The following is a 20,320-nucleotide window of genomic DNA, read 5'->3' as shown; positions in this document are numbered from 1 at the left end:
AGGGTGCGCCAAGCTACAGTTTATATTGATCAACAAGCACTTCAATATAATTTAAACCGTGTCAAACAACTTGCCCCAACCGCTAAAATTGTAAGCATGGTAAAAGCCAATGCTTATGGACATGGAGTTAAAGACTGCTTAGCAGCCTTAAAAGACAGTGATGCCTTTGGTGTTGCCTGCCTAGAAGAAGCCTTAGAAATACGCGAACTGGGTTATGAACAGCCAATTACACTCATTGAAGGGATTTTTTCAGATGATGAAATGCAAATTATCATCGATAAAAAAATTGAATGTGTGGTGCATCATCAGCAACAACTAGATTGGTTACGTGCGCATAAAGATGCCTATATCGCTCAAGGTCTAAAAGTTTGGGTTAAACTCAACAGCGGTATGAACCGTTTAGGTTTTAAAGTGCCTGAAATTATTGATGTTATCAATGCATTAAAGGCGGAAGGTTTTACTTGCGTACTGGCTATGCATTTTGCCAATGCTGACGCAGAAAATCATCCACTAAATGACCAACAACGTGAACAATTCTTACACGTAAAAGAAGCTTGTGCGCCAATCATGGGTTCGTGCTGTAACTCAGCAGCGATTTTCAAATGGCCAGAACTGAATTTTGATTTTGTTCGTCCAGGCATCATGCTATATGGCGCGACACCTTTCGCAGACCGTTCTGTAGAAGCATTAGATCTTAAACCGGTGATGACCTTTACCGCTGAAGTGATTGCTTTAAATACCATTCAAGCTGGTGAATCTGTGGGTTATGGATCGACTTTCGTTGCAGAACAAGAAATGAATCTTGCGATTGTGTCGATTGGTTATGGCGACGGTTATCCACGTGCCTTCCCTAAACAAAACTATGTATCTATTCAAGGACAGAAAACACGTGTGATTGGTCGTGTTGCCATGGATATGATTGCGATTGATATCACTGGTATAAATGCACCCATAGGCACAGAAGTCGAGCTTTGGGGTAAAGATCGTCTGGTTGATGACGTTGCAGAAGCGAACGGAACCATTGGTTATGAATTATTATGCCGTATGAGTGCGCGCCCTGTACGTAAATTAGCTTAATTAGCCAAATCACAAAGCCCAGATCAAATCTGGGCTTTCTTTTATCTCGCTTTTTTATTCGCTTTTTAAATTGATCTATTCTTTGATCAAATCGTCATTGAAAATAGTCAGCTGTTGGTTTTGCCAATTCGATTAAGCCCTGACGCAATGCTTCTGACCAGCCTTTACTGATCATGGTGAAGTATGGGTCTTCTTCATAAATGCGTTTACCAGTAGGTATTTCTAAACTGTCTTTTTTATAAACCAAAGCATCTAATGGCATACCTACAGACACATTTGAGCGTATCGTTGAATCAAAAGAAATTAAACTGCAGCGCATTGCTTCATCGAGCGGCATATCGTAACGCAAAGTTCGGTCAAGTATCGGCTTACCATATTTACTTTCACCAATTTGAAAATATGGGGTATCCGGTGTTGCACATATAAAATTACCTTGCGGATAGATATTATATAGCTGCATATCAGCGCTACCAATTTGACCACCTACTAATAAACTACAGTAATAATTACTTTGTTCTAAAATATCTGAGGTGACATCAGAGATAACTTTTTTTAAGGTATGTCCGACCAGTTCTGCCACTTCAAACATCGTATTTACACTATATAGATTCGGCTCTTGTTTGACTTCTAGTCTGTTTTGTAAATGCCCGATGACCGCTTGTGTAGTAGCTAAATTCCCAGAGGTTTGGATGGTAATAAATCGCTCACCCGCAACACCAAAGGTATAAAGTTTACGAAAAACTGAAATATGGTCAACTCCTGCATTTGTACGTGTATCACTGATAAACACCATGCCATCTTTTAATCGTAATGCACAACAATAGGTCATTTTTATCCCTCAAATGATTAACAACTCAACACTTGTACAATTGAGCTCATTGACTCAGTACCACCTTTATCACGAACCCCTCGAACAGGAGCTACATCCCAGTAATCCCGCCCAATCGCGACATAAATATGTGATTGTGGTGTAAATAACTGATTACTGACATCAAAACAATACCATTTATTTTCGATATAGACTTCTACCCAAGCGTGACTGGAAAGGTGGCTACTATTCGGTACAAATAAATACCCAGAAATATATCGTGCAGGAATACCCAAATAGCGACACATTGCGATCATGACATGACTATGATCCTGACATACCCCTTGCTTATAATGAAAAGCATCTATTGCAGAAGTACGTACAGATGTCTGATTAGAAACATAGGGAATATGCGCCAAGATCGCTTCAGCCAAACGAATCAGATTGGCACGATTGATACGAGGGACATAACAGTCGGCAAAACTTTTCATGTGAATATCGCACTGCGTACTCTGCGTTGGCTGTAAAAACAATTTTGGGTTTAAATCATCTGCATTTGAATCTGTTGAGCTCAAATTCATCTCTACGATGCCCTGCGCCATAATGGTCATTTGCAGATACGGTTCGCGCTGCGTTGTGGTCAACCACACATTACCAAAAGTATCCAATTGCATATCACGCTGCCCCGGCACACTCACATCCCAATTTTGCACTTGTTGATGCGCATTGGTGGATGGGGTCATTTTGATATATTGAATGCTTCTGCTAACCACATCAGTGTAAACATAATGGGTCTGATGGTTGATCATGAGCCTCATACAGCCACCTCAAACATATTTTGGATATGATCACTGAAATGGTAGAAATTTTGGCTATTCGGCTGCTGTTTAAGTACCAACCATGCCTCTTGCACGCTTTCCCAGCCAAACTGAACCAAAGCGATTACGATATGTTCAATCTTCGCTAGGGTGTGTTGAATGTCCTGCTGCAGACGTAACTGGCGATCAAGCTGCTCTATGGCTTGTCCTAAACTAAAAAATAAAAACACATCTTCAGATTCGGACTCTAAAACATCTTGGCAATCCGTTACCACGTCACAGATATAACCCGGGTTATCACTCGCATTACGAATTAAACGGCTGAGTTCTGCATAACTTTTTGCTGAAAGTACACCCCTTAAATCCTGAATATTACTTTGTGCATATTGAAATTGGCTGGAAAATGACGCCGGCTGCTCCGCATTTAAAACCAATTCATTCATTGGGTCGGTATCAAATGCTGGCAAACAAAAAGCATGTGCATAGTTCAATGCCGTATCGACATCTTGAAATGGAAAAATACTGCATAAATATTGAGTACGTGCTAAATAACGTCCCAGCCAAAATATATGTTCTGCATTACTGTTTAATAAAATCATGTTTTGCTCCTTCACTGGAGTGCTATGAGCGTAAATCGTCTACAACCCATGTATCTTTAATCCCACCGCCTTGCGAAGAATTCACTACCAGTGAACCTGCTTGCATCGCGACACGAGTTAAGCCACCCGGTACAATTTCAGTTCGATATGGAGAACTCAGTACAAATGGACGCAGATCAATATGGCGTTCAGAAACACCGGCCTCACTTAGGGTTGGGCTAACAGATAAATTTAAAGTCGGCTGTGCAATATATAAATGTGGTGCTGCGGCCACTTTATCTTTAAAGCTATTTAATTCTTGTAAAGAGGCTTGCGGACCGATCAGCATGCCGTATCCACCTGAACCCTGTGCTTCTTTCACCACCAATTTTTCGATATTCGACAGCACATAGTCCAAGTCGTTCTGCTCACGACATTGATAGGTCGGCACATTTTTCAGGATCGCTTGTTCACCTAAATAGAAATGAATCATTTTATCCACATAAGGATAAATCGATTTATCATCTGCTACGCCTGTTCCCGGTGCATTTGCAATAACCACATTATGTTGCATATACGCTGACATGAGCCCTGCTACGCCCAAAGTACTGTCAGGTTTGAAACATAAGGGATCGAGGAAAGCATCATCCACACGACGATAAATTACATCAACCTGTTGTCGACCTTTGATGGTTTTCACATAAACCTTATCGTTTTCTACATAAAGGTCACGCGATGTCACTAAGGGTACATCCATCTCTCTTGCCAAAAAGGCATGTTCATAATACGCACTGTTAAAACGCCCTGGGGTTAAAACCACGATAAACGGGTTATCGACATAGGCATTTTCTGCAAGAATTTCACGTAAAAGCTGCGGATACTGCTCAATCCCCATGATGTTGCTTTGCTGGCAAAGTTCAGGCATCAGTTTTTGACTGATCTTACGACTTTCCAACATATACGACACCCCCGATGGTGTTCTAAGATTATCCTCAAGGACGTAAAAATCGCCTGATTGATCTCGAATGATATCAATACCACTGATTTGGCTATAAATTTTACCTTTTAGCCCATGCATATACATTTGTGGCAAATAGGCTTCATGCGTTAAAACTTGCAGTTCAGGAATAATTCCTTCTTTTAAAATATCTTGTTGATGATAAACATCATGTAAAAACAGATTGAGAGCTTTCACGCGCTGTGCGCAGCCCAGTGATAAATTATTCCATTCCTTTCGTGCAATCACACGGGGAATAAGATCATAAGGAATAGTGCGTTCAATGCCCTCATCTTCGCCATACACTGTAAAGGTAATACCCTCATAGAGAAAATGTTGTTTTGCTACCTGATTTAGTTGTTTTAATTCATCAAGTGTATGCTGTGATAACCACTGCTCTATCCGTTGGCATGATTCTTTAGCTACAGTTTTACTGTCGCGCATTTCATTAAAAAATCCGAATTGAATTGATTAAACAGCGCATGTCCTCGAGCAAGAGGTAAATTTTTTAATGTAGAGACAGAAGTATTGACCAACTTTGCCTCATAACCCTCAATTCCATTTGAAGTTGTATTACGATTTTCTTTCAGCATAGCAACTCCATATTTTTCTCATGTTTTATGAACTAGATAAAGCAATATATATGCCATCAATACATATGCTGCTTCTCTTTGATTATTTATGCATCATTTTTGCAAAGTGGTACAGCATCTAACTGCTCAAGTTGTGTCAAATTGCGTTATTAAAATCATCTTAGTTTTTTCAGATGAAGACTTGCTTAACGCAGGAAGATTTCTTATTGTGTCCCACAGCATCATTTTATTCATTTAAGTCCAAGTTCAAGCACTAGATTATGTCTTCACAAGAAAAAGAAACGTCGAACAGCCTCTATCGTCAGTGGCAAATTCTTTCACGACTGTCCACAGGTAAGTGGATGGGTACTCGTGAATTACAAGAAATACTGAACCGTGAAGGCATTGATATCAGCCTACGCACCATTCAGCGTGACTTAAATCAAATTTCTCTACGTTTCCCAATTGAGAGCAGTAAAACAACCCCTCAAGGCTGGCGTTGGCGTTCCGATGCACCAATTCAAAGCTTGCCTCATATGACTAGCTCACAAGCGGTCACCTTTATGATGGTTGAGGAGCACTTAAAACATTTGCTTCCACCGAGCTTAATTGAAGAAATGAATCCTTGGTTTGATCTCGCACGTCGAAGTTTGTCGTCACAAAATAATGTCCGTCAGTGGATTAACCGCGTGCGAATCGTGCCAGCTACTCAGCCATTGATTCCTCCTGTGGTTGAAAAAGCAGCACAGCAATCTATTTATGAAGGCTTACTACAAGACAAACAACTCGAATGTCTTTATCAAGGTCGTGGACAACAAAGTGAAGAAAAGACCTATATTTTAAATCCACTGGCTTTGGTCCAAAAAGGTGCAATTATCTATTTGGTTTGCACACGTCATGACAAAACAGACATCCAAACCTTTGCTTTACATCGTTTTAAATCTGCTACGGTCTTAAATTCACGTGCATTACACCCTGTCGATTTTGATATTGATGCCTATATTGACTCTGGAGCGCTTGGCTTCCGTGTAGACTTTAATAAACCTACAGAAATGATTCAGCTCAAATTAACCATGTCTGAAGCAGAGGCAATTTATTTTGAAGAAAGTCAGCTAAGTAAAGATCAAGTGATTCAAAAAACCAAAGATGGCTGGGTGGAAGTTAGTGCAACAGTACCTTTTACCTCTCAGTTAACATGGTGGCTGCGTAGTTTTGGTAAAAAGATTCAGAAAATTGAACCTGAAGAAGTCGCTATGGTTGTACAACAACGCAATGACTAAACCGATCTCAGACTTTCTGCTACCTGAAATATTAAATTTGAGGTAGCAACTTTTATTTCATAATAAATATTTAGCACTTAATTTTTTGCTTAGATTTTCACTTAAATTATCAACACATAAAAAAGTCCCAACGCTGGGACTGGATAATTTCTTAGAATATTTTTGTAATTTTAGTCGTTTAGGTCAAAGGAACTACAGCATAAGTATCTGCTGAATACCTTATGCCATAGCGCTAATTTCTCATGGCTATAATCAATTACTGACATAGGCAGGCTAGGTCGGCATTATTATAACGAATAGATTTCATAGTCATATTCAGCACCTCGTGTTTAGAAAGTAAAATCACTTTAACCTCCATTTTGCGTACTGTGAAATAACAAGAACCGCGCTGCTTTTCACAAATTTTCTTAAAGAACATTCCTGCTTTTCTTATCTGATTTGGCTTTAAATGAAAAATTCATCCAACTTCAATGTTGTTTTTTATAAATGCTACACTGAATCAACAAATTAAAGCTTGAGCATTGTGCATAAACTCGGCAAATTATGAGCAAATGAGCTGAATAAGATTTTTCAAAATATGGCCAGTCCAGCGCAAACTATTCGCCACAAGCTACTAAATACTTTTTTTTCTCGGCATTCCATTTGGTTTGCTTGTATTTTTATCTTCCTACTCATTTCGAGTTTTCATTTAGGTTATTCCCCTCGTTATATTCAATATTTTATTCCACAAACCTTATTGAATAGTATCTGGGTCATTACTGGGCTTTTAAGCTTATTGGGTTTGTATGACGTCATACAAAACAAACATTCGATTTTAAAAAATTACCCTATCATGGGGCACTTTCGTTTTCTATTTGAAGAATTTCGACCTGAAATTCGCCAATATTTTATTGAATCTGATCAAGATGCACTGCCCTTTTCTCGTATGCAACGTAGCTTGGTCTATCAACGTGCAAAAAACCAAAATGCAGATAAACCATTTGGTTCAATTGTTGATGTTTACCAAAATGATTACCGCTTTATCAATCACTCCTTGTCACCTTGCATTCCTGCCATTCCTGAAACATTCCGTATTAACATCGGCAATGAGCAATGTAAGCAACCGTATAGCGCATCGATATTAAACATCTCTGCGATGAGCTTTGGTAGCTTAAGTGCCAATGCCATTCGTGCCTTAAACTTAGGCGCAAAAATGGGCAATTTCTACCATGACACCGGTGAAGGCAGTATTAGTCCTTATCACTTGGAAAATGGTGGCGACATTGTTTGGGAACTCGGTAGTGGTTACTTTGGCTGCCGTACGATTGATGGTCAATTCGACCCTGTACGTTTTGCTGAACAAGCCAAGCACCCTCAAGTCAAAATGATTGAGATCAAATTATCTCAAGGTGCAAAACCAGGCCATGGTGGCATTTTACCTAAAGACAAAATTTCCGAAGAGATTGCTCAAATCCGTGGTGTCAGCCGTGAACATGACTGTATCTCTCCATCTAGCCATCCTGCCTTTAGCACCCCTATTGAAATGATGCAATTTATTCAGCAATTGCGCGAGCTTTCCGAAGGCAAACCTGTGGGTTTTAAACTGTGTATCGGGCAACCATGGCAATTTATGAGTATCGTAAAAGCCATGTTACATACAGGGATTACACCCGATTTTATCGTGGTAGATGGTTCTGAAGGTGGGACTGGCGCAGCGCCAATTGAATTGATCGATAATATGGGTACGCCACTGCGTGAAGGCCTACTCTTTGTCAATAACACCCTGATTGGTGCAGGCTTACGTTCAAAAATTAAAGTCGGTGCCAGTGGTAAAATTATTAGTGCTTTTGATATTGCCAGTACCATGGCAATTGGTGCAGATTGGGTGAACTCAGCTCGTGGCTTTATGTTTGCAGTCGGGTGTATTCAAGCTCAAAGCTGTCATACCAACCAATGTCCAGTTGGCGTTGCAACGCAGGACAAAGACCGTCAAAAAGCCATCCATGTTCCGACCAAAGCAGAGCGTGTTTTTAATTTCCATAAAAACACCATGCATGGTTTATCTGAACTTATTGCCTCTGCGGGTTTACAACATCCATCAGATATCCGTGCGCACCATCTAGCGCAGCGCATTAACAACCGTGAAATTAAAAACTATGCACAGCTACATTTTTGGTTAAAAGATGGGGAGTTACTCAGTTGTGAAAATAAAGATGAAGAAAACTTCTATTTCCGTATGTGGAATATGGCACATCTAGAAAAGTTCTGATTCCTCCACCCAAAAAAAAGAGGCGACTACGCCTCTTTTTTTTCGTCTAGATCAATCACACTGATTAAGGTAAGCTGTGCTCAATCGTCAATTAGTAACTGATGTTACGCAGTAACACCAGAAGCGCAATTTGATTCAAATAAAAGTACGATACGCGGCAACGTCATCCGCAAGTGTTTGAGGCAGGACGACATCTAATCAAAAAAGTTTTTGCGATAGTTTAAATAAGTAGATGCTAGTGAACGAGTTTTGTCGGTGAGGTGCATTGCACCGCAAGATGGTTTCCTTGCGAAGCTTTGCTTCTCATTTTGCCTAATGAGAAACAATGTTTCGTAAGAGTACCTCCAGCCGAAGGCTAATCCTTTTATTTAATCTCTAGATGTAAGACTCCGTCGAATAAAATTAAAAAATCATTTTAAAAATGCGTAATTACTTTTACGTGCGTAACATCAGTTAGTAATAAGACTTGCTATTCGATTGAGCATGCAAGAATGCCGGGATCAAACCTGTTAATGCAGCACGAATATCGGCACGTTCATTAATCAGCTGATGCGAACCTTCTTCAAGCATGAGAAGCGTCTGTAAACGAAATTTACGACGTATAAACTCAATGTTATAACGCCAATCTACAGTTTGATCCTGTGCGCCTTGCGCTAACCACACTGGAATACGGCACGCTGGGCGTTCTTCCATCTCCTGCATCCATTTTGACATGGCCAAAATCCAATCCATCCCCATCATTCGAGGTTGTAGTGGATCTTTTAAGCGGACAAAACGTAAAAACTCAGGGTTATGATTATTCCGTCTAAAATGACGTGGCACTTCACGTTTAATACGACGAATAATGCCTAATCCAACCGAGTTATGCCACCATGCCGTTTTTGCAGGACGAATCAGCGGAGATAATAATAAAACCCGTTCGACATATGGGTTTTTGCGATGTTCAGCAAAATCTAACAGATGATGCAGCCAAATCGCACCACCCGTGCTCTGTCCAATCCCTAACCATGGCGTCGGTAATTGAGCCGCATGTTTAACATAACGATATACCGCTTCCAAAACTTGTTGGTAATGGTCAAAGTTTTGAATACTGGCTGGCGAGCCATTACTTAGACCATGCCCCGGTAAATCATAGGTTAAAACACTAAAACCTTGATCTAAGAGTTCACGAATAATCGGCTGATATATTCCACTATGCTCTAAATAACCATGCAATAAAAATACAGTGCCTTTAATGACATCCGTTTCAGTCTTCAGTTTCGGTTGAAACACTTGTACGTGTAATTTGAACAAAGGCATTTCTACATATCCTTGCCAATGTTCACAGTTCAAGGCATCTAAACCATAAAGTCGTCGATATGACTGTATTTCAACACTAGGCTCAAACGGTCGATTTAAATTCAGCGGTTCTAATACTTGTGGGGTTAATTCTCGACTTGGAACTGGAAGATCTAATTGTTTAAGAATCGAAGGATTAAGAAATGGGATATCTGACATTATGGGACCTCCCGACAGTCACTTGAGCCAAACCAAACATCACGTAAGGTGGCTAATAATTCATAATTAGCACGACGACTATGGTCATAATTTTTTTCACTTGGTCGCCATGTGGTTAGTGTCGTTGGCATAGGTGCCACAACAGGAATGGTTTCGATACCATTTAGTGCAAATAAACGACGTGTTCGAGGCATATGATATTGATCGGTAATTAAAATAACCGTCGGTGCGCCGCCTTTTTTCTGTAAAAGTAACGAACTAAACCGTGAGTTTTCGCAAGTATTCATACTGCGGTCTTCAAGCAATTTCGCATCAACATCATATTGCTTTAACCATGCTTGCATATACGGTGCTTCTACACCACTCAGTACAATCGGTAACTTATTGGCTCGTTCAACATCGAGTGTTTTTTCCAGTCGAAGTCGTGTGTAGTCATTCACTACGATATCTTTATCATTTTTATCTAAGGTTAAACCACCACCTAACACCACGATCGCATACGGCTCTGCGGTTGGCTGCTTCAGGGTTTTATCTTTCATTTTGGCAAGATCAAGATATGTTTCATCATCGATCGGTTCCGCTTCTGAAGCCGCTTGCTCAATTTCATGGGTTTTTAAGAACTCGGTATATTGAGTCATCAGTCCTTTATTTTCCGCACTATTGAGCTCAAGCAGCTCTTTCATTTTTTGAGCAGGATTTTCCGCCAATGCTTCAGAAGAAGCCGCCTCGGACGCAGAAGGATTCAGCAGAGGTACTTTCGGTATATCCTTTTGACTATCATTCTTTTCTTTTTCATGTTCTTCTTCAATGAGCTGCTGTAACGCCTTATAACGTGCTTGTATAAGGGTTAAATCTTGAGGTTCATCGGACTGTATGGCTTGCTCCATGAGTTTTAAATACGCTTGACGCGCTATCCACAAGTCAGAACCCGGCTCATAGTTATCATCATCACTCAAGGCGCCGAGTTTTTGACTTTGCGCTGCGAGCTGATTGACTTCTACAGGAACGAAATAATTTAAACTTTTAACGATCAATTTAGAATAAAACGGCGTATAGATAAAAATCATTAGACAGCCCAAAAGTACAAATAGCACTGCGGCAATTTGTACTAAGCGAACCATCCAATGTGTTTTATGCATAAATCTAAAACCTATGTGTTTTTATTGATCTGCGTGAGATCGAATCAAGCCATTTGTATCAAATAATACAGGCTCAGGATGTAGTTCAATATTAAATTTTTCAAAAACATCATGTTGTACAGCTTTGTAAGTTGTACGTACATCTTGCAGCGTGGCGTCCTGATAATTGACCAACACCAAAGCTTGCTTATGGAACATACCCACTGAACCCACAGATTTCCCTTTCCAACCCGCTTGATCAATCAACCAGCCAGCTGCCAGTTTTACCGCATTATTCGGTTGTGGATAATGGGGTAAATTTGGAAATTGCAGCGCAATTTGGTCAAAGGCTTGCTGGCTAATCACAGGATTTTTAAAGAAACTTCCGACATTTGGAAATTCTTTCGGATCTGGAAGTTTGGTTTGACGGATATGAATGACTTGTTGTTGTAGGTTTTCTGCACTTAAGTCTTCGCCTACAGCCTGCTTTAAATCACCATAATTTAATTTTAAATCGGCATGTTTTAAAAGTTTAAAAGTCACATGCGTAATAATAAAACGCTCTGGCTCATCTTTAAAAATACTATGGCGATATGAAAAATGACAATCGGCAGCGCTAATACTACTTTGCTGTTCTGTTACTCGGTCATAGACCTGCACAGATTCAATAAATTCACCCGCCTCAACACCATAAGCTCCAATATTTTGCACAGGTGAAGCACCGACTAAACCAGGTATCAGTGCCAAATTTTGTAAGCCATAAAACTGGTGTGTCGTCGTCCAAAGTACAAAGTCATGCCACACTTGCCCTGCACCCACTTTTAAAGTTTGAGTTGCGGCATCGTCTTGTACATATTCAATACCTTGAATATCCATGTGCATCACTAAAGCATGTATTTGCTCAGGCAACAGCATATTACTGCCTCCTGAAAGTACCAATACATTTAATTGCTCAGCTTTGGCAAAGTCGAGCGCTGCTTGGATATCTTCTACCGATTGAACACGTACATAATGAGATGCTACAGCATCGAGGCTTAATGTATTAAATGGCTTAAGCTGAACCTGTGTTTGAATTTGCATTCTTAAACCTTAATTTTTTTGCTGTGCTTGTAACTGAGTTTTTAAATAATTGACCCAAGCCTGACTGCTAGATTCGCATTGATCTAATACATGTTCAAACCCTGCATCACCACCATAGTACGGATCTGGTACTTCTTGTTGCGGATATTGGTGATCATGTTGACTCATCAAAGACACTTGTGCACGTAGTTGACCGAATTGTTGCTGCGCCTTTTGCATGAGGTTTTGAATATTGTCTAAATTTTCGTAGTCCATGGCCAAAATCAAATCAAATTCAATAAAATCATGAACCGTTAACTGACGTGCGCGTAATGCAGATAAGTTATAGCCACGTAATTTTGCATGCTGTTGGCTACGTAGATCAGGCGCTTTGCCCGGATGATAATTGCTCGTACCCGCAGAGTCGATGTGAACATTGAGTTGCGCTTCATCACAAAAATGTCTGAGAACCACTTCAGCCGTAGGTGAACGGCAAATATTTCCTAAACAAACACACAACACCTTATATGGCGTGCTGGATGACATAACAACCTCAAGACTACTTTTATTTCAAGCGTCTTATGTTAAGTTATTTACAGGATGAATCCTATATCAACACTCAAGAATAATGTTTATTTGGATATAAAAAATTAGGGATAAGCCAATGAGTCAATTTCAGTTTCAAACCGTCAGCAATATTATTTCAGGCTTAGGCTCTATTTCCCAACTGAGAGAGGTCCTAGGCGACTTTAAAGCCAAGCGTGTCATGCTTGTGACCGACCCCGGTATGTTGCAACAACAATTACATTTACCCATTTTGGATATTTTAGAAAGTATCCATCAAGATTATGTGATTTATTCCAGTATTCAAGCTGACCCTGCAGAACATATAGTTTTGGATGCAGTTCAATTTGCCAAGAATGAAAAAGTGGATTTGATTATTGGATTTGGTGGTGGAAGTTCAATGGATGTGGCTAAAATTATTGCGATCTTGGCTCATCCTAAGCAAACACAACAGATCAGTGATTTATATGGTGTAGCTAATGCAAAACGACCACGCTTGCCACTCATTTTGATCCCGACAACGGCAGGGACCGGCTCTGAAGTCACACCAATCTCTATCGTCACTACAGGTGAAACCACCAAAACTGGTATCGTCTCCCCTGTACTGTATGCCGATGTCTGTATCCTCGATGCGAACTTTACTTTAAATCTTCCCGCACATATTACCGCAGCGACAGGTATCGATGCCATGGTGCATGCCATTGAAGCCTATACATCAAAAATTAAAAAAAATCCGTATGCGGATATGCTTGCTAAACAAGCTTTGCGTTTATTAAATAAAAACTTAGCACTGGTTTTACAAGATGGACATAACCTCGAAGCGCGTCAGCACATGCTAGTCGGTTCAATGCTTGCGGGTCAGGCCTTTGCTAATGCACCAGTTGCAGCGGTGCATGCACTCGCCTATCCACTCGGTGGACACTTTCATCTCTCGCATGGTCATACCAATGCACTGGTTCTCGCTGAAGTGTTAAAGTTTAATGCACCTCAGGCCAAGCAGCATTATGCAGAACTTATGAGTTGGCTAGACCCATACAGTACGGGCTGTACCGATGGTTTATGTGATTTATTTATTGATCATATGCAAAATCATTTAGATCAGAGCGGTTTGGTGCTTAAACTCAGTCAACTGAATGTGCCTGAAAATATGCTCGATCGTTTAGCAGAAGATGCGCTATTACAAACGCGACTATTACAAAATAATCCGCGAGAACTGCAGTTTGAAGACGCTCGCCAGATTTACCAATCGATCTATGCCTAAAGTTCACTCATTTTGAAATAAAGAAAATACCAACGATGAAACCTGAAACTAAACGCCGCCAAAACTATCGTTTTTTATTTCCAATCCAAACGCGTTGGGCAGACAACGATATGTATGGCCATGTCAATAATGTCACTTATTACAGCTATTTTGATACCGCTGCAAATGCGCTATTGATTCAACATGCCGGTTTTGATTTGCGAAATACCCCGATCATTGGTTTAGTGGTCGATTCAGCCTGCAGCTTTTTACAAGAACTGTCCTATCCAGAAATCATTGAAGTTGGAGTTGCGATTGAAAAAATTGGTAATTCTTCACTGCGCTATGACTTAGCCATTTTTAAACAAGGACAAAATGAGGCTGCAGCTCAAGGACATTTCGTGCATGTATTTGTTGACCGCCAAACACGAAAAAGCACCTCGATACCCGAAGATATGCGAGATGCTTTAACTCAATTTTTACTTTAATTTTTATATCCAGCTTGAAACTTATTTGAGCTGGATATTTTGCAACTCACCATCAAAGCTTTTGAGTAAGTCTTTCACAACAGGCTCTGCATGTAATAACTCATTTGCACGTGCAAAGGCCTTCTCCTTGCGGACATGTTGTAAAGCATACGGTGTGGTTTCTTCGACATCTTCAAAGTTGATATGGAAACGACATTTTGACCATTGCGCATGAATGGCTTGTTCCAATACATGCTGCAATTGAGTCACTAAAGCTTCGTATCGCTTTGGAATATGGAAAGTCGATTCACCGTCAATCGTACCTCGCATAATGCCATGCTGAGCCAACTCTTGTACCGCAGGTGAAAGTTGACTATTACGGAACCAATACTCCCACTTTTCGACCGTCCACTCACCTTCAAGGGTTTGAGGCTGTAAAGTCAAAATATCTTGTGGCAGCAAAGTAGAAGATGAACCCGTTTGAACAGCATCCGAAGAAACTGAACTTTGCGTAACTTGTGGTGATGTTAGATCAAAACCATTGTCGCCTTGAGCACCCGAAACTGATTCATTCACCTCTTGCTGTGGCTCAACTGCATCTGTCAAATTTGGCTGAGTCGTTTCAGTTTCTGTACTTGTTGACTCTAAAGCTGTTGGTTCTAAAGGTGCAATATCTTCAAAATTTATAGCGCTCACATCAACTTCTTCAGTTTCAGTACTCGGCGTCGGATCTAAATCAAATAATGTATCTTCTGCCACGGCATCCATAACAAGCGTGTCATTTTGCTGTGTCGATACAGACTCAACCGGTGCAACCTCTTGCGTATCTAGAGTGCCATTTGCTGTAGATGCTGTAGAAGTTTGGCTAATCACATCCTCTTCAGGATCATCTAAAAAATCATCAGATGAAGGTTCATCGACTGCAGGTGCAGAAACATAGCCATCATCGTCATCATAATGTGAATCATCAAAATCATCGAAAGCTGGCGATGTGTCTACAGCGGGTACAGCTTCAGGCTGCTCAACAGTGGCAACCTGTGCAGCAGACTCAACAACGGTATTGGGTTGCTGCAAAGACTGTGTTTGAGTCGGCTGAACTGTTTCGGCCTGATTTTGAGCAAGCTGTGGCTGTGCGGCTGACTCTTGCTGTACGGCAGAGACCAACATTTCGTTTGGCTGTAATGGTCGGAATGCTAATAGACGCAGCACACACATCTCAAAACCTTGCTCTTGCGTGACTGCCAACTGCAAGTCTGCCCGACCTTTGCATGCGACTTGATAATACAACTGCAAATCTTGAGCTGAAATCAACTGCGACAATTGCATAATTTTTTGATTGATCTCAGCGCTATATTTCAACGCTAAGTCTGGCAAGTATTGTAATAATGCCAGTTCATGTAACGTTGAAATCAACTGATCTAATACCAGCGACACATCCAGTGCTTGTTGACGGAATTGCATGAGTAAAGCACTCACGCGTTCACGATGATTTTGATGAATGGCTAAAATCAAATCATAAATGATCGTACGGTCAATTAGGCCCAACATGTCTTTAACATCTTGGTGCTGAATTGAACCCTGACCATAGGCAATCGCTTGATCAGTTAGTGACAATGCATCACGCAGTGAACCTTGAGCCGATTCAGCAATTTGCCAAATCGCATCTTGCTCCGCTTGAATTTGTTCTTTTTGTAAAATATCGGTCAGATGCGTGGTGATTTCATCCACGGCTAAAGGACGCAAAGTAAATTGCAAGCAACGCGAAATGACAGTAATCGGTAATTTTTGTGGGTCTGTGGTAGCAAATAAGAACTTCACATGCTCTGGCGGTTCTTCGAGAGTCTTTAATAACGCATTAAATGAATGTGTAGAGAGCATATGCACTTCATCGATTAGATAAACTTTGAAGCGACCTTGGGTTGGAGCATAAGGAACGTTATCGAGTAGTTCTCGAGTATCTTCAACTTTGGTCCGTGATGCCGCATCGATTTCAATTAAATCAATAAAACGGCCTTCATTTACTGCTTTACACGTTGGGCAGACTTCACACGGCGTTGATGTTACACCCGTTTCACAGTTCAGACATTTTGCCAAAATACGGGCAATAGTGGTTTTACCCACACCTCGAGTACCTGTAAATAAATACGCATGATGTAACCGACCACGTTCTAAGGCACTGGTAAGTGCGCGTGACACATGGTTTTGTCCCACGAGTTCAATGAAATTTCGTGGACGGTATTTTCGTGCAAGTACTTGATACATGTATGCTCCTTTTTACAGGTGTAAGCATACTGTTTTTTTGTCTAAGAGTGAATGAAAACTCTTAATTTGCCTCTTTATACTCTTCGATTCTATCGACTTGATCAATTTTTAAAACTCTAATAACTAGTTTCGAATTTTGATCCTCAAAAGTTACAACTTTGTCTTGATAAGATTCCAATAATCTAATTTTTTTACTCTTGTCAAATGTATTGTTTTTCAAATATACAGTTGGTGAAAACTTTAGATATGCAATTTTTAATTCTGCATTTAGTGCAGTTACAAATATTACTATCAGAACAATAGTGATGCGTCTGGTTATTATATCCAACTTATTATTTGTAAATAAACTTAGACATAAGCCAAAAATAAAAGATATCCAAAAGAGTATAACTTCTGTTACAGGAAGGCCTAATTCATGCAAAACACCAAATATGGACAACATGCAAAATATAGAAAAAATTGTAAATCCTATTACATATTTTTTCCGCTTTTTATGAAGTAATATTTTTATTTCTTCTGAATTTCCCTTATATATTATTTTCCGTTTTCCAAGGAATTTTTGGATTAAATAATTATAAATAAATTCAAATATTGGAACGCTAACTATTAATATAGATGTTAAGCATAGTACTTTTATTACTTCAACAAAATATACTGATGGTGACAATATTGACATCACCCATAAAGCATTGAGACGAAGATAAAAATAAGCTTGAGATGCAACTGTAACCACTAAAGCAACTGCAGATACAATAGCTATTAAATCAGTAACGCTCCAATCTCTAATTTTCATAAAAAATTAAAATAATAATTATTCATTTAAACCAATTCTACACTGATTTAGCTAAGATAAAATCACTCTGCATTTGATAGCGTTTCGCCGTCTGGTCTTCACGAATTTCTAGCAGTTGCTGATCCAAATCTACATACAAAAGATTGCGCGTTTGCACATTCATAAGTTCTAGCTGCTGCTTTGATTCATCTTTAAAACGAATTACACCTTTTAGCACTTCAACGCCGTTATGACCGCTTAAACTTTCACGAGTGAGTGTATAAGTTTGATCTTCATGTAGCTCAAGTGCCACAGCCATACCGGGACAATCTTCACAACGAGAAAGACAGCCCATACAAGGTGTTATGCCTTTAAAATTACCGACCCATGCTGCATGCTGTTTTTCAGCAGTAATTGCTTCTATCTCCTTTGATTTCGTTTGAGTTGAATCCTGACAACCCAACATTGCCGACGTTGCTACTAAGGGAATCAAAACAACTTTTTTCATAGGGATATCACAGCAGTCTAAAACTGCGAGGGAAAATAGCATATTTTTCACATTTCCCCAATTTCTGTTCTATTCCGAAGTATCTTAAATCCAGCCTTTACGCCCTTTTAATACTTTATCTGCACAGCGTAGCGTTTCTTGAGTTAAGCCCCATAAGCGATAATCGCCGGTGATTGAACCCGTCGCAAAGTTATGTGTATATGCAAAACTTAAATCACGCTGCGGATCACACCAGGCCCCAGAACCATTAAAACCTATATGTCCAAAACCTTGACTCGATTTGCCTAAAGTTAAAATGCGGTGATATCCCAAACGCCAATTCATTGGTAAAGGCATAATACGATCACGCTTTTTATATTGAATTTTACTTAAAGATTCATAAACTTGTGGTGTAATTAAGGTCTGTCCTTGCCACTGGCCATGATTGGCTAGCATTGCATAGATTTTCGCTAAACTATTGGCACTAAATACGCCTGTTGCCGCAGGAATAATGGCTTGCAAACCCTCATCACTAAAAAATGAAAACTTGCGCATCCCTTTTGGAATCATACCATCTTGAAAGTCTTGCAAATTTTGTCCTGAAATTTGCAGGAACTGATCAAAGATTGACGGTTTTCGTGTCTCGGTCTTTTTTTTCGTTGTCTGCGCTTGGGTATTTTCTTGAACAGAAGCATCTATAGTGCGTTCTTCTTTTTTCTTTTTCGGAATCAAGCGTGCAACCTTACCAAGTTGATGCTCTGGTACACCAAAAAAAGCATGATCCAACTCTAAAGGTTCAACCAAATACTGTTGCATCAATTCTGTAAGCGGTCGACCTGTGGCCTTTTCAAGTACACCACCGACTTGCCAACCGAAGGTTAACGGTTGATATGCTGCATCAGTTGATGGCTCAAAACGCGGCTTAGCTTGTTCGATGACTTTAAGCATATGTGGCCAATCAGCCATTTCAGATGCTGTTTCGATGATATTACGGATATCGTATAAACCACTTTGATGACTCAGCATGTGCCTTAATGTGATATCCGACTTACCATTTTGAGCAAACTCCGGCCAATATGCGGCAACGGGAGTATCGTAATCTAGAAAGCCTTCGCTCACTAAGATATGTGCAAGCGTTGCAAGTACGCCTTTACCCGTGGAATAACAGACTGAGGGTGTATTGGCCTGCCAAGCTTCTTCGGCTGACTTTTTACCAGTCCAAATATCTACGACTTTTTGACCTTTAAAATACACCACTAAGGCGGCTCCGCCTAAGTGGGTTCGAGCATCCTGCATACGGCTAAATTGCGCCGCCAAATCTTGAAACGCCTCGTCAACCGTACCTTGATAATTATTCTTCTGTGCAAATAGATATTCTTTGAGCGCCTGCATCATCATTCCTTTGAATATGAATCGCTTGAGATTAAAACAAAAAAGCCTAAACCGATATCGATTTAGGCTTAAGTCTTACAGTGCTTTCACACTTCCCGCGACATGCGGTTTTTTGTTTTTGCTATTTCGAATTGCAAACTCGGTATCTTGTCCAGTTTGAGCCGTTAAAAACTCAACTTGTGATGGGAGATACATCGGCAGTTTAAACCAGACATCTGCTTCATAGGCATCTGGTAAAGTTAAGCTCGACAAAGCTTTGGCTTTACTCCACATACCATGTGCAATGGCTTGTTTAAAACCAAACGCTTTAGCGGTTACAGCATGAATATGAATCAAGTTAAAGTCACCAGAAGTCAACGCATAACGGCGACCGGTATTTTCAGAAACATTCCATTCAGCTTGAACTTGCAACTCAGCTGACTTTGTTTCGGTAGATTTTGCCGCAGCTTTGTTCTCTGTTTTTTGACGTGCTAAATACGTGGTTAATGATTCTACAACCACTTCATCGCCCACTTTTGCAGTGGTAATAAAGTCAAATTGCACACCTTTATCATGTGGCTGTAATTCACCAAATTTGCATGACAATGACAGTGTTTCATTCACACCAACTTTGCGATATTGCTTCACTTGGTTACGAATATGTACCAAACCTAAGATCGCAAATGGAAAAGCTTCCGTAGTCATCATATGCATTTGCAAACTTTGAGAAAGCACAGCCAAATAAATCGCTGGGATATATCCATTGTTTTTAAAGCCACAGACTTCGTTATAAGCTTTTAAATGTTTTTGATCGACCTTAAATGAATCCACCACATATTCAACTTGCGGCAGCACTTTTTCAGCTTTAGGCTTTTTAAAAATCAAGCCTTGAATCACTTTTGGATAGGCTAAATAAGGTTTTGGAAGTTGACTAAAATGGTGAGTATTCATACTAAACCTTTGGAAGTTTTTATTTCAATGTTTTAAAAGCATCTTCTCTTGCGCCATATATAGCTCAAGGAGAAGGCTAGAATGAGGGTTAGACCCATTCATTTATAGCAAATTTTTACCTCTCCCTAGCCCTCTCCTAAAAGGAGAGGAAATT

General features: G+C 40.0%; 17 protein-coding genes and 1 pseudogene. 5 read left to right on the top strand and 13 right to left on the bottom strand.

Going from position 1 to position 20,320, the window contains the following annotated elements:
- The first annotated feature begins 3 nt into the window (after positions 1-3).
- Complete coding sequence (gene alr / locus LXF01_RS06395) at positions 4-1,077, top strand: alanine racemase (protein WP_233945226.1); 1,074 nt, start codon at positions 4-6, stop codon at positions 1,075-1,077.
- Between the two features lie 94 nt (positions 1,078-1,171).
- On the opposite strand, the gene LXF01_RS06390 is transcribed toward alr, so the two are convergent.
- The 4 genes and pseudogenes from LXF01_RS06390 to LXF01_RS06375 all read right to left on the bottom strand — a co-directional run bounded on the left by LXF01_RS06390 (position 1,172) and on the right by LXF01_RS06375 (position 4,871).
- Complete coding sequence (locus LXF01_RS06390) at positions 1,172-1,906, bottom strand: proteasome-type protease (protein WP_180130407.1); 735 nt, start codon at positions 1,904-1,906, stop codon at positions 1,172-1,174.
- Positions 1,907-1,923: 17 nt separating this feature from the next.
- Entirely contained in the window at positions 1,924-2,703 is a 780-nt protein-coding gene (locus LXF01_RS06385; RefSeq protein ID WP_233945225.1) for a transglutaminase family protein, read from the bottom strand.
- The gene (locus LXF01_RS06380) at positions 2,700-3,302 is read right to left on the bottom strand and encodes a hypothetical protein (protein ID WP_233945224.1); all 603 of its coding nucleotides are present in this window, start codon (positions 3,300-3,302) and stop codon (positions 2,700-2,702) included. Before LXF01_RS06380 ends, LXF01_RS06385 begins: the two co-directional genes overlap by 4 nt.
- Before the next feature lie 22 nt (positions 3,303-3,324).
- Positions 3,325-4,871, bottom strand: a pseudogene (locus LXF01_RS06375) (circularly permuted type 2 ATP-grasp protein).
- 260 nt (positions 4,872-5,131) lie between these two features.
- On the opposite strand from LXF01_RS06375, the gene LXF01_RS06370 reads away from it, so the two are divergent.
- Both LXF01_RS06370 and LXF01_RS06365 read left to right on the top strand, forming a co-directional pair.
- Complete coding sequence (locus tag LXF01_RS06370) at positions 5,132-6,130, top strand: helix-turn-helix transcriptional regulator (RefSeq protein WP_233945223.1); 999 nt, start codon at positions 5,132-5,134, stop codon at positions 6,128-6,130.
- A gap of 577 nt (positions 6,131-6,707) precedes the next feature.
- Positions 6,708-8,378: an FMN-binding glutamate synthase family protein gene (locus tag LXF01_RS06365; protein WP_180035278.1), complete on the top strand. Its 1,671-nt coding sequence runs from the start codon at positions 6,708-6,710 to the stop codon at positions 8,376-8,378.
- 453 nt (positions 8,379-8,831) lie between these two features.
- On the opposite strand, the gene LXF01_RS06360 is transcribed toward LXF01_RS06365, so the two are convergent.
- Genes LXF01_RS06360 through LXF01_RS06345 form a run of 4 tightly spaced genes read right to left on the bottom strand, consistent with a single transcriptional unit; the run spans position 8,832 to position 12,598 of the window.
- Positions 8,832-9,875, bottom strand: a complete 1,044-nt coding sequence (locus LXF01_RS06360; protein ID WP_111884274.1) for an alpha/beta hydrolase — start codon at positions 9,873-9,875, stop codon at positions 8,832-8,834.
- On the bottom strand, positions 9,875-11,014 hold the full coding sequence (locus LXF01_RS06355) for a YdcF family protein (protein ID WP_078188595.1): 1,140 nt from the start codon (positions 11,012-11,014) through the stop codon (positions 9,875-9,877). The genes LXF01_RS06360 and LXF01_RS06355 overlap by 1 nt, the downstream gene beginning before the upstream one ends.
- 21 nt (positions 11,015-11,035) lie before the next feature.
- Entirely contained in the window at positions 11,036-12,073 is a 1,038-nt protein-coding gene (gene murB / locus LXF01_RS06350) for a UDP-N-acetylmuramate dehydrogenase (protein WP_180130399.1), read from the bottom strand.
- 9 nt (positions 12,074-12,082) lie between these two features.
- A complete protein-coding gene (locus LXF01_RS06345; protein WP_180107486.1) occupies positions 12,083-12,598 on the bottom strand; it encodes a low molecular weight protein-tyrosine-phosphatase in 516 nt (171 codons plus the stop codon).
- Positions 12,599-12,716: 118 nt separating this feature from the next.
- Between LXF01_RS06345 and LXF01_RS06340 the strand changes: the two genes are divergently transcribed.
- Together LXF01_RS06340 and LXF01_RS06335 are read left to right on the top strand one after the other, a co-directional pair.
- On the top strand, positions 12,717-13,877 hold the full coding sequence (locus LXF01_RS06340; protein WP_233945222.1) for an iron-containing alcohol dehydrogenase: 1,161 nt from the start codon (positions 12,717-12,719) through the stop codon (positions 13,875-13,877).
- A gap of 35 nt (positions 13,878-13,912) precedes the next feature.
- Positions 13,913-14,344 (top strand): acyl-CoA thioesterase, encoded by a 432-nt coding sequence (locus LXF01_RS06335; protein WP_180035283.1) that lies wholly within the window; start codon positions 13,913-13,915, stop codon positions 14,342-14,344.
- A gap of 21 nt (positions 14,345-14,365) precedes the next feature.
- On the opposite strand, the gene dnaX is transcribed toward LXF01_RS06335, so the two are convergent.
- The 5 genes from dnaX to LXF01_RS06310 all read right to left on the bottom strand — a co-directional run bounded on the left by dnaX (position 14,366) and on the right by LXF01_RS06310 (position 20,166).
- Positions 14,366-16,585 (bottom strand): DNA polymerase III subunit gamma/tau, encoded by a 2,220-nt coding sequence (gene dnaX, locus LXF01_RS06330; RefSeq protein ID WP_233945221.1) that lies wholly within the window; start codon positions 16,583-16,585, stop codon positions 14,366-14,368.
- A 61-nt stretch (positions 16,586-16,646) separates the two neighbouring features.
- Entirely contained in the window at positions 16,647-17,378 is a 732-nt protein-coding gene (locus LXF01_RS06325) for a hypothetical protein (protein WP_233945220.1), read from the bottom strand.
- Positions 17,379-17,415: 37 nt separating this feature from the next.
- Positions 17,416-17,865: a copper resistance protein NlpE N-terminal domain-containing protein gene (locus LXF01_RS06320; protein ID WP_233945219.1), complete on the bottom strand. Its 450-nt coding sequence runs from the start codon at positions 17,863-17,865 to the stop codon at positions 17,416-17,418.
- An 84-nt stretch (positions 17,866-17,949) separates the two neighbouring features.
- Positions 17,950-19,236, bottom strand: a complete 1,287-nt coding sequence (locus tag LXF01_RS06315) for a serine hydrolase domain-containing protein (protein ID WP_233945218.1) — start codon at positions 19,234-19,236, stop codon at positions 17,950-17,952.
- Positions 19,237-19,311: 75 nt separating this feature from the next.
- On the bottom strand, positions 19,312-20,166 hold the full coding sequence (locus LXF01_RS06310; RefSeq protein ID WP_180157123.1) for a MaoC family dehydratase: 855 nt from the start codon (positions 20,164-20,166) through the stop codon (positions 19,312-19,314).
- Between the last annotated feature and the right edge of the window lie 154 nt (positions 20,167-20,320).

Origin of the sequence: Acinetobacter sp. SH20PTE14, from assembly GCF_021391555.1 — a bacterium.
In the GTDB taxonomy this organism is placed as follows: domain Bacteria; phylum Pseudomonadota; class Gammaproteobacteria; order Pseudomonadales; family Moraxellaceae; genus Acinetobacter; species Acinetobacter amyesii.
Note: the sequence above shows the minus strand (reverse complement) of the source record. Positions and strands in the feature narration are given on the sequence as shown.

Coding starts and splice junctions, on each gene's coding strand:
- LXF01_RS06335 (WP_180035283.1), top strand. CDS start 13,913: ATGAAACCTGAAACTAAACGCCGCCAAAACTATCGTTTTTTATTTCCA.
- LXF01_RS06360 (WP_111884274.1), bottom strand. CDS start 9,875: ATGTCAGATATCCCATTTCTTAATCCTTCGATTCTTAAACAATTAGAT.
- LXF01_RS06355 (WP_078188595.1), bottom strand. CDS start 11,014: ATGCATAAAACACATTGGATGGTTCGCTTAGTACAAATTGCCGCAGTG.
- LXF01_RS06365 (WP_180035278.1), top strand. CDS start 6,708: ATGGCCAGTCCAGCGCAAACTATTCGCCACAAGCTACTAAATACTTTT.
- dnaX (WP_233945221.1), bottom strand. CDS start 16,585: ATGTATCAAGTACTTGCACGAAAATACCGTCCACGAAATTTCATTGAA.
- LXF01_RS06310 (WP_180157123.1), bottom strand. CDS start 20,166: ATGAATACTCACCATTTTAGTCAACTTCCAAAACCTTATTTAGCCTAT.
- LXF01_RS06340 (WP_233945222.1), top strand. CDS start 12,717: ATGAGTCAATTTCAGTTTCAAACCGTCAGCAATATTATTTCAGGCTTA.
- LXF01_RS06380 (WP_233945224.1), bottom strand. CDS start 3,302: ATGATTTTATTAAACAGTAATGCAGAACATATATTTTGGCTGGGACGT.
- LXF01_RS06315 (WP_233945218.1), bottom strand. CDS start 19,236: ATGCAGGCGCTCAAAGAATATCTATTTGCACAGAAGAATAATTATCAA.
- LXF01_RS06325 (WP_233945220.1), bottom strand. CDS start 17,378: ATGAAAATTAGAGATTGGAGCGTTACTGATTTAATAGCTATTGTATCT.
- LXF01_RS06320 (WP_233945219.1), bottom strand. CDS start 17,865: ATGAAAAAAGTTGTTTTGATTCCCTTAGTAGCAACGTCGGCAATGTTG.
- LXF01_RS06345 (WP_180107486.1), bottom strand. CDS start 12,598: ATGTCATCCAGCACGCCATATAAGGTGTTGTGTGTTTGTTTAGGAAAT.
- LXF01_RS06390 (WP_180130407.1), bottom strand. CDS start 1,906: ATGACCTATTGTTGTGCATTACGATTAAAAGATGGCATGGTGTTTATC.
- LXF01_RS06370 (WP_233945223.1), top strand. CDS start 5,132: ATGTCTTCACAAGAAAAAGAAACGTCGAACAGCCTCTATCGTCAGTGG.
- murB (WP_180130399.1), bottom strand. CDS start 12,073: ATGCAAATTCAAACACAGGTTCAGCTTAAGCCATTTAATACATTAAGC.
- LXF01_RS06385 (WP_233945225.1), bottom strand. CDS start 2,703: ATGAGGCTCATGATCAACCATCAGACCCATTATGTTTACACTGATGTG.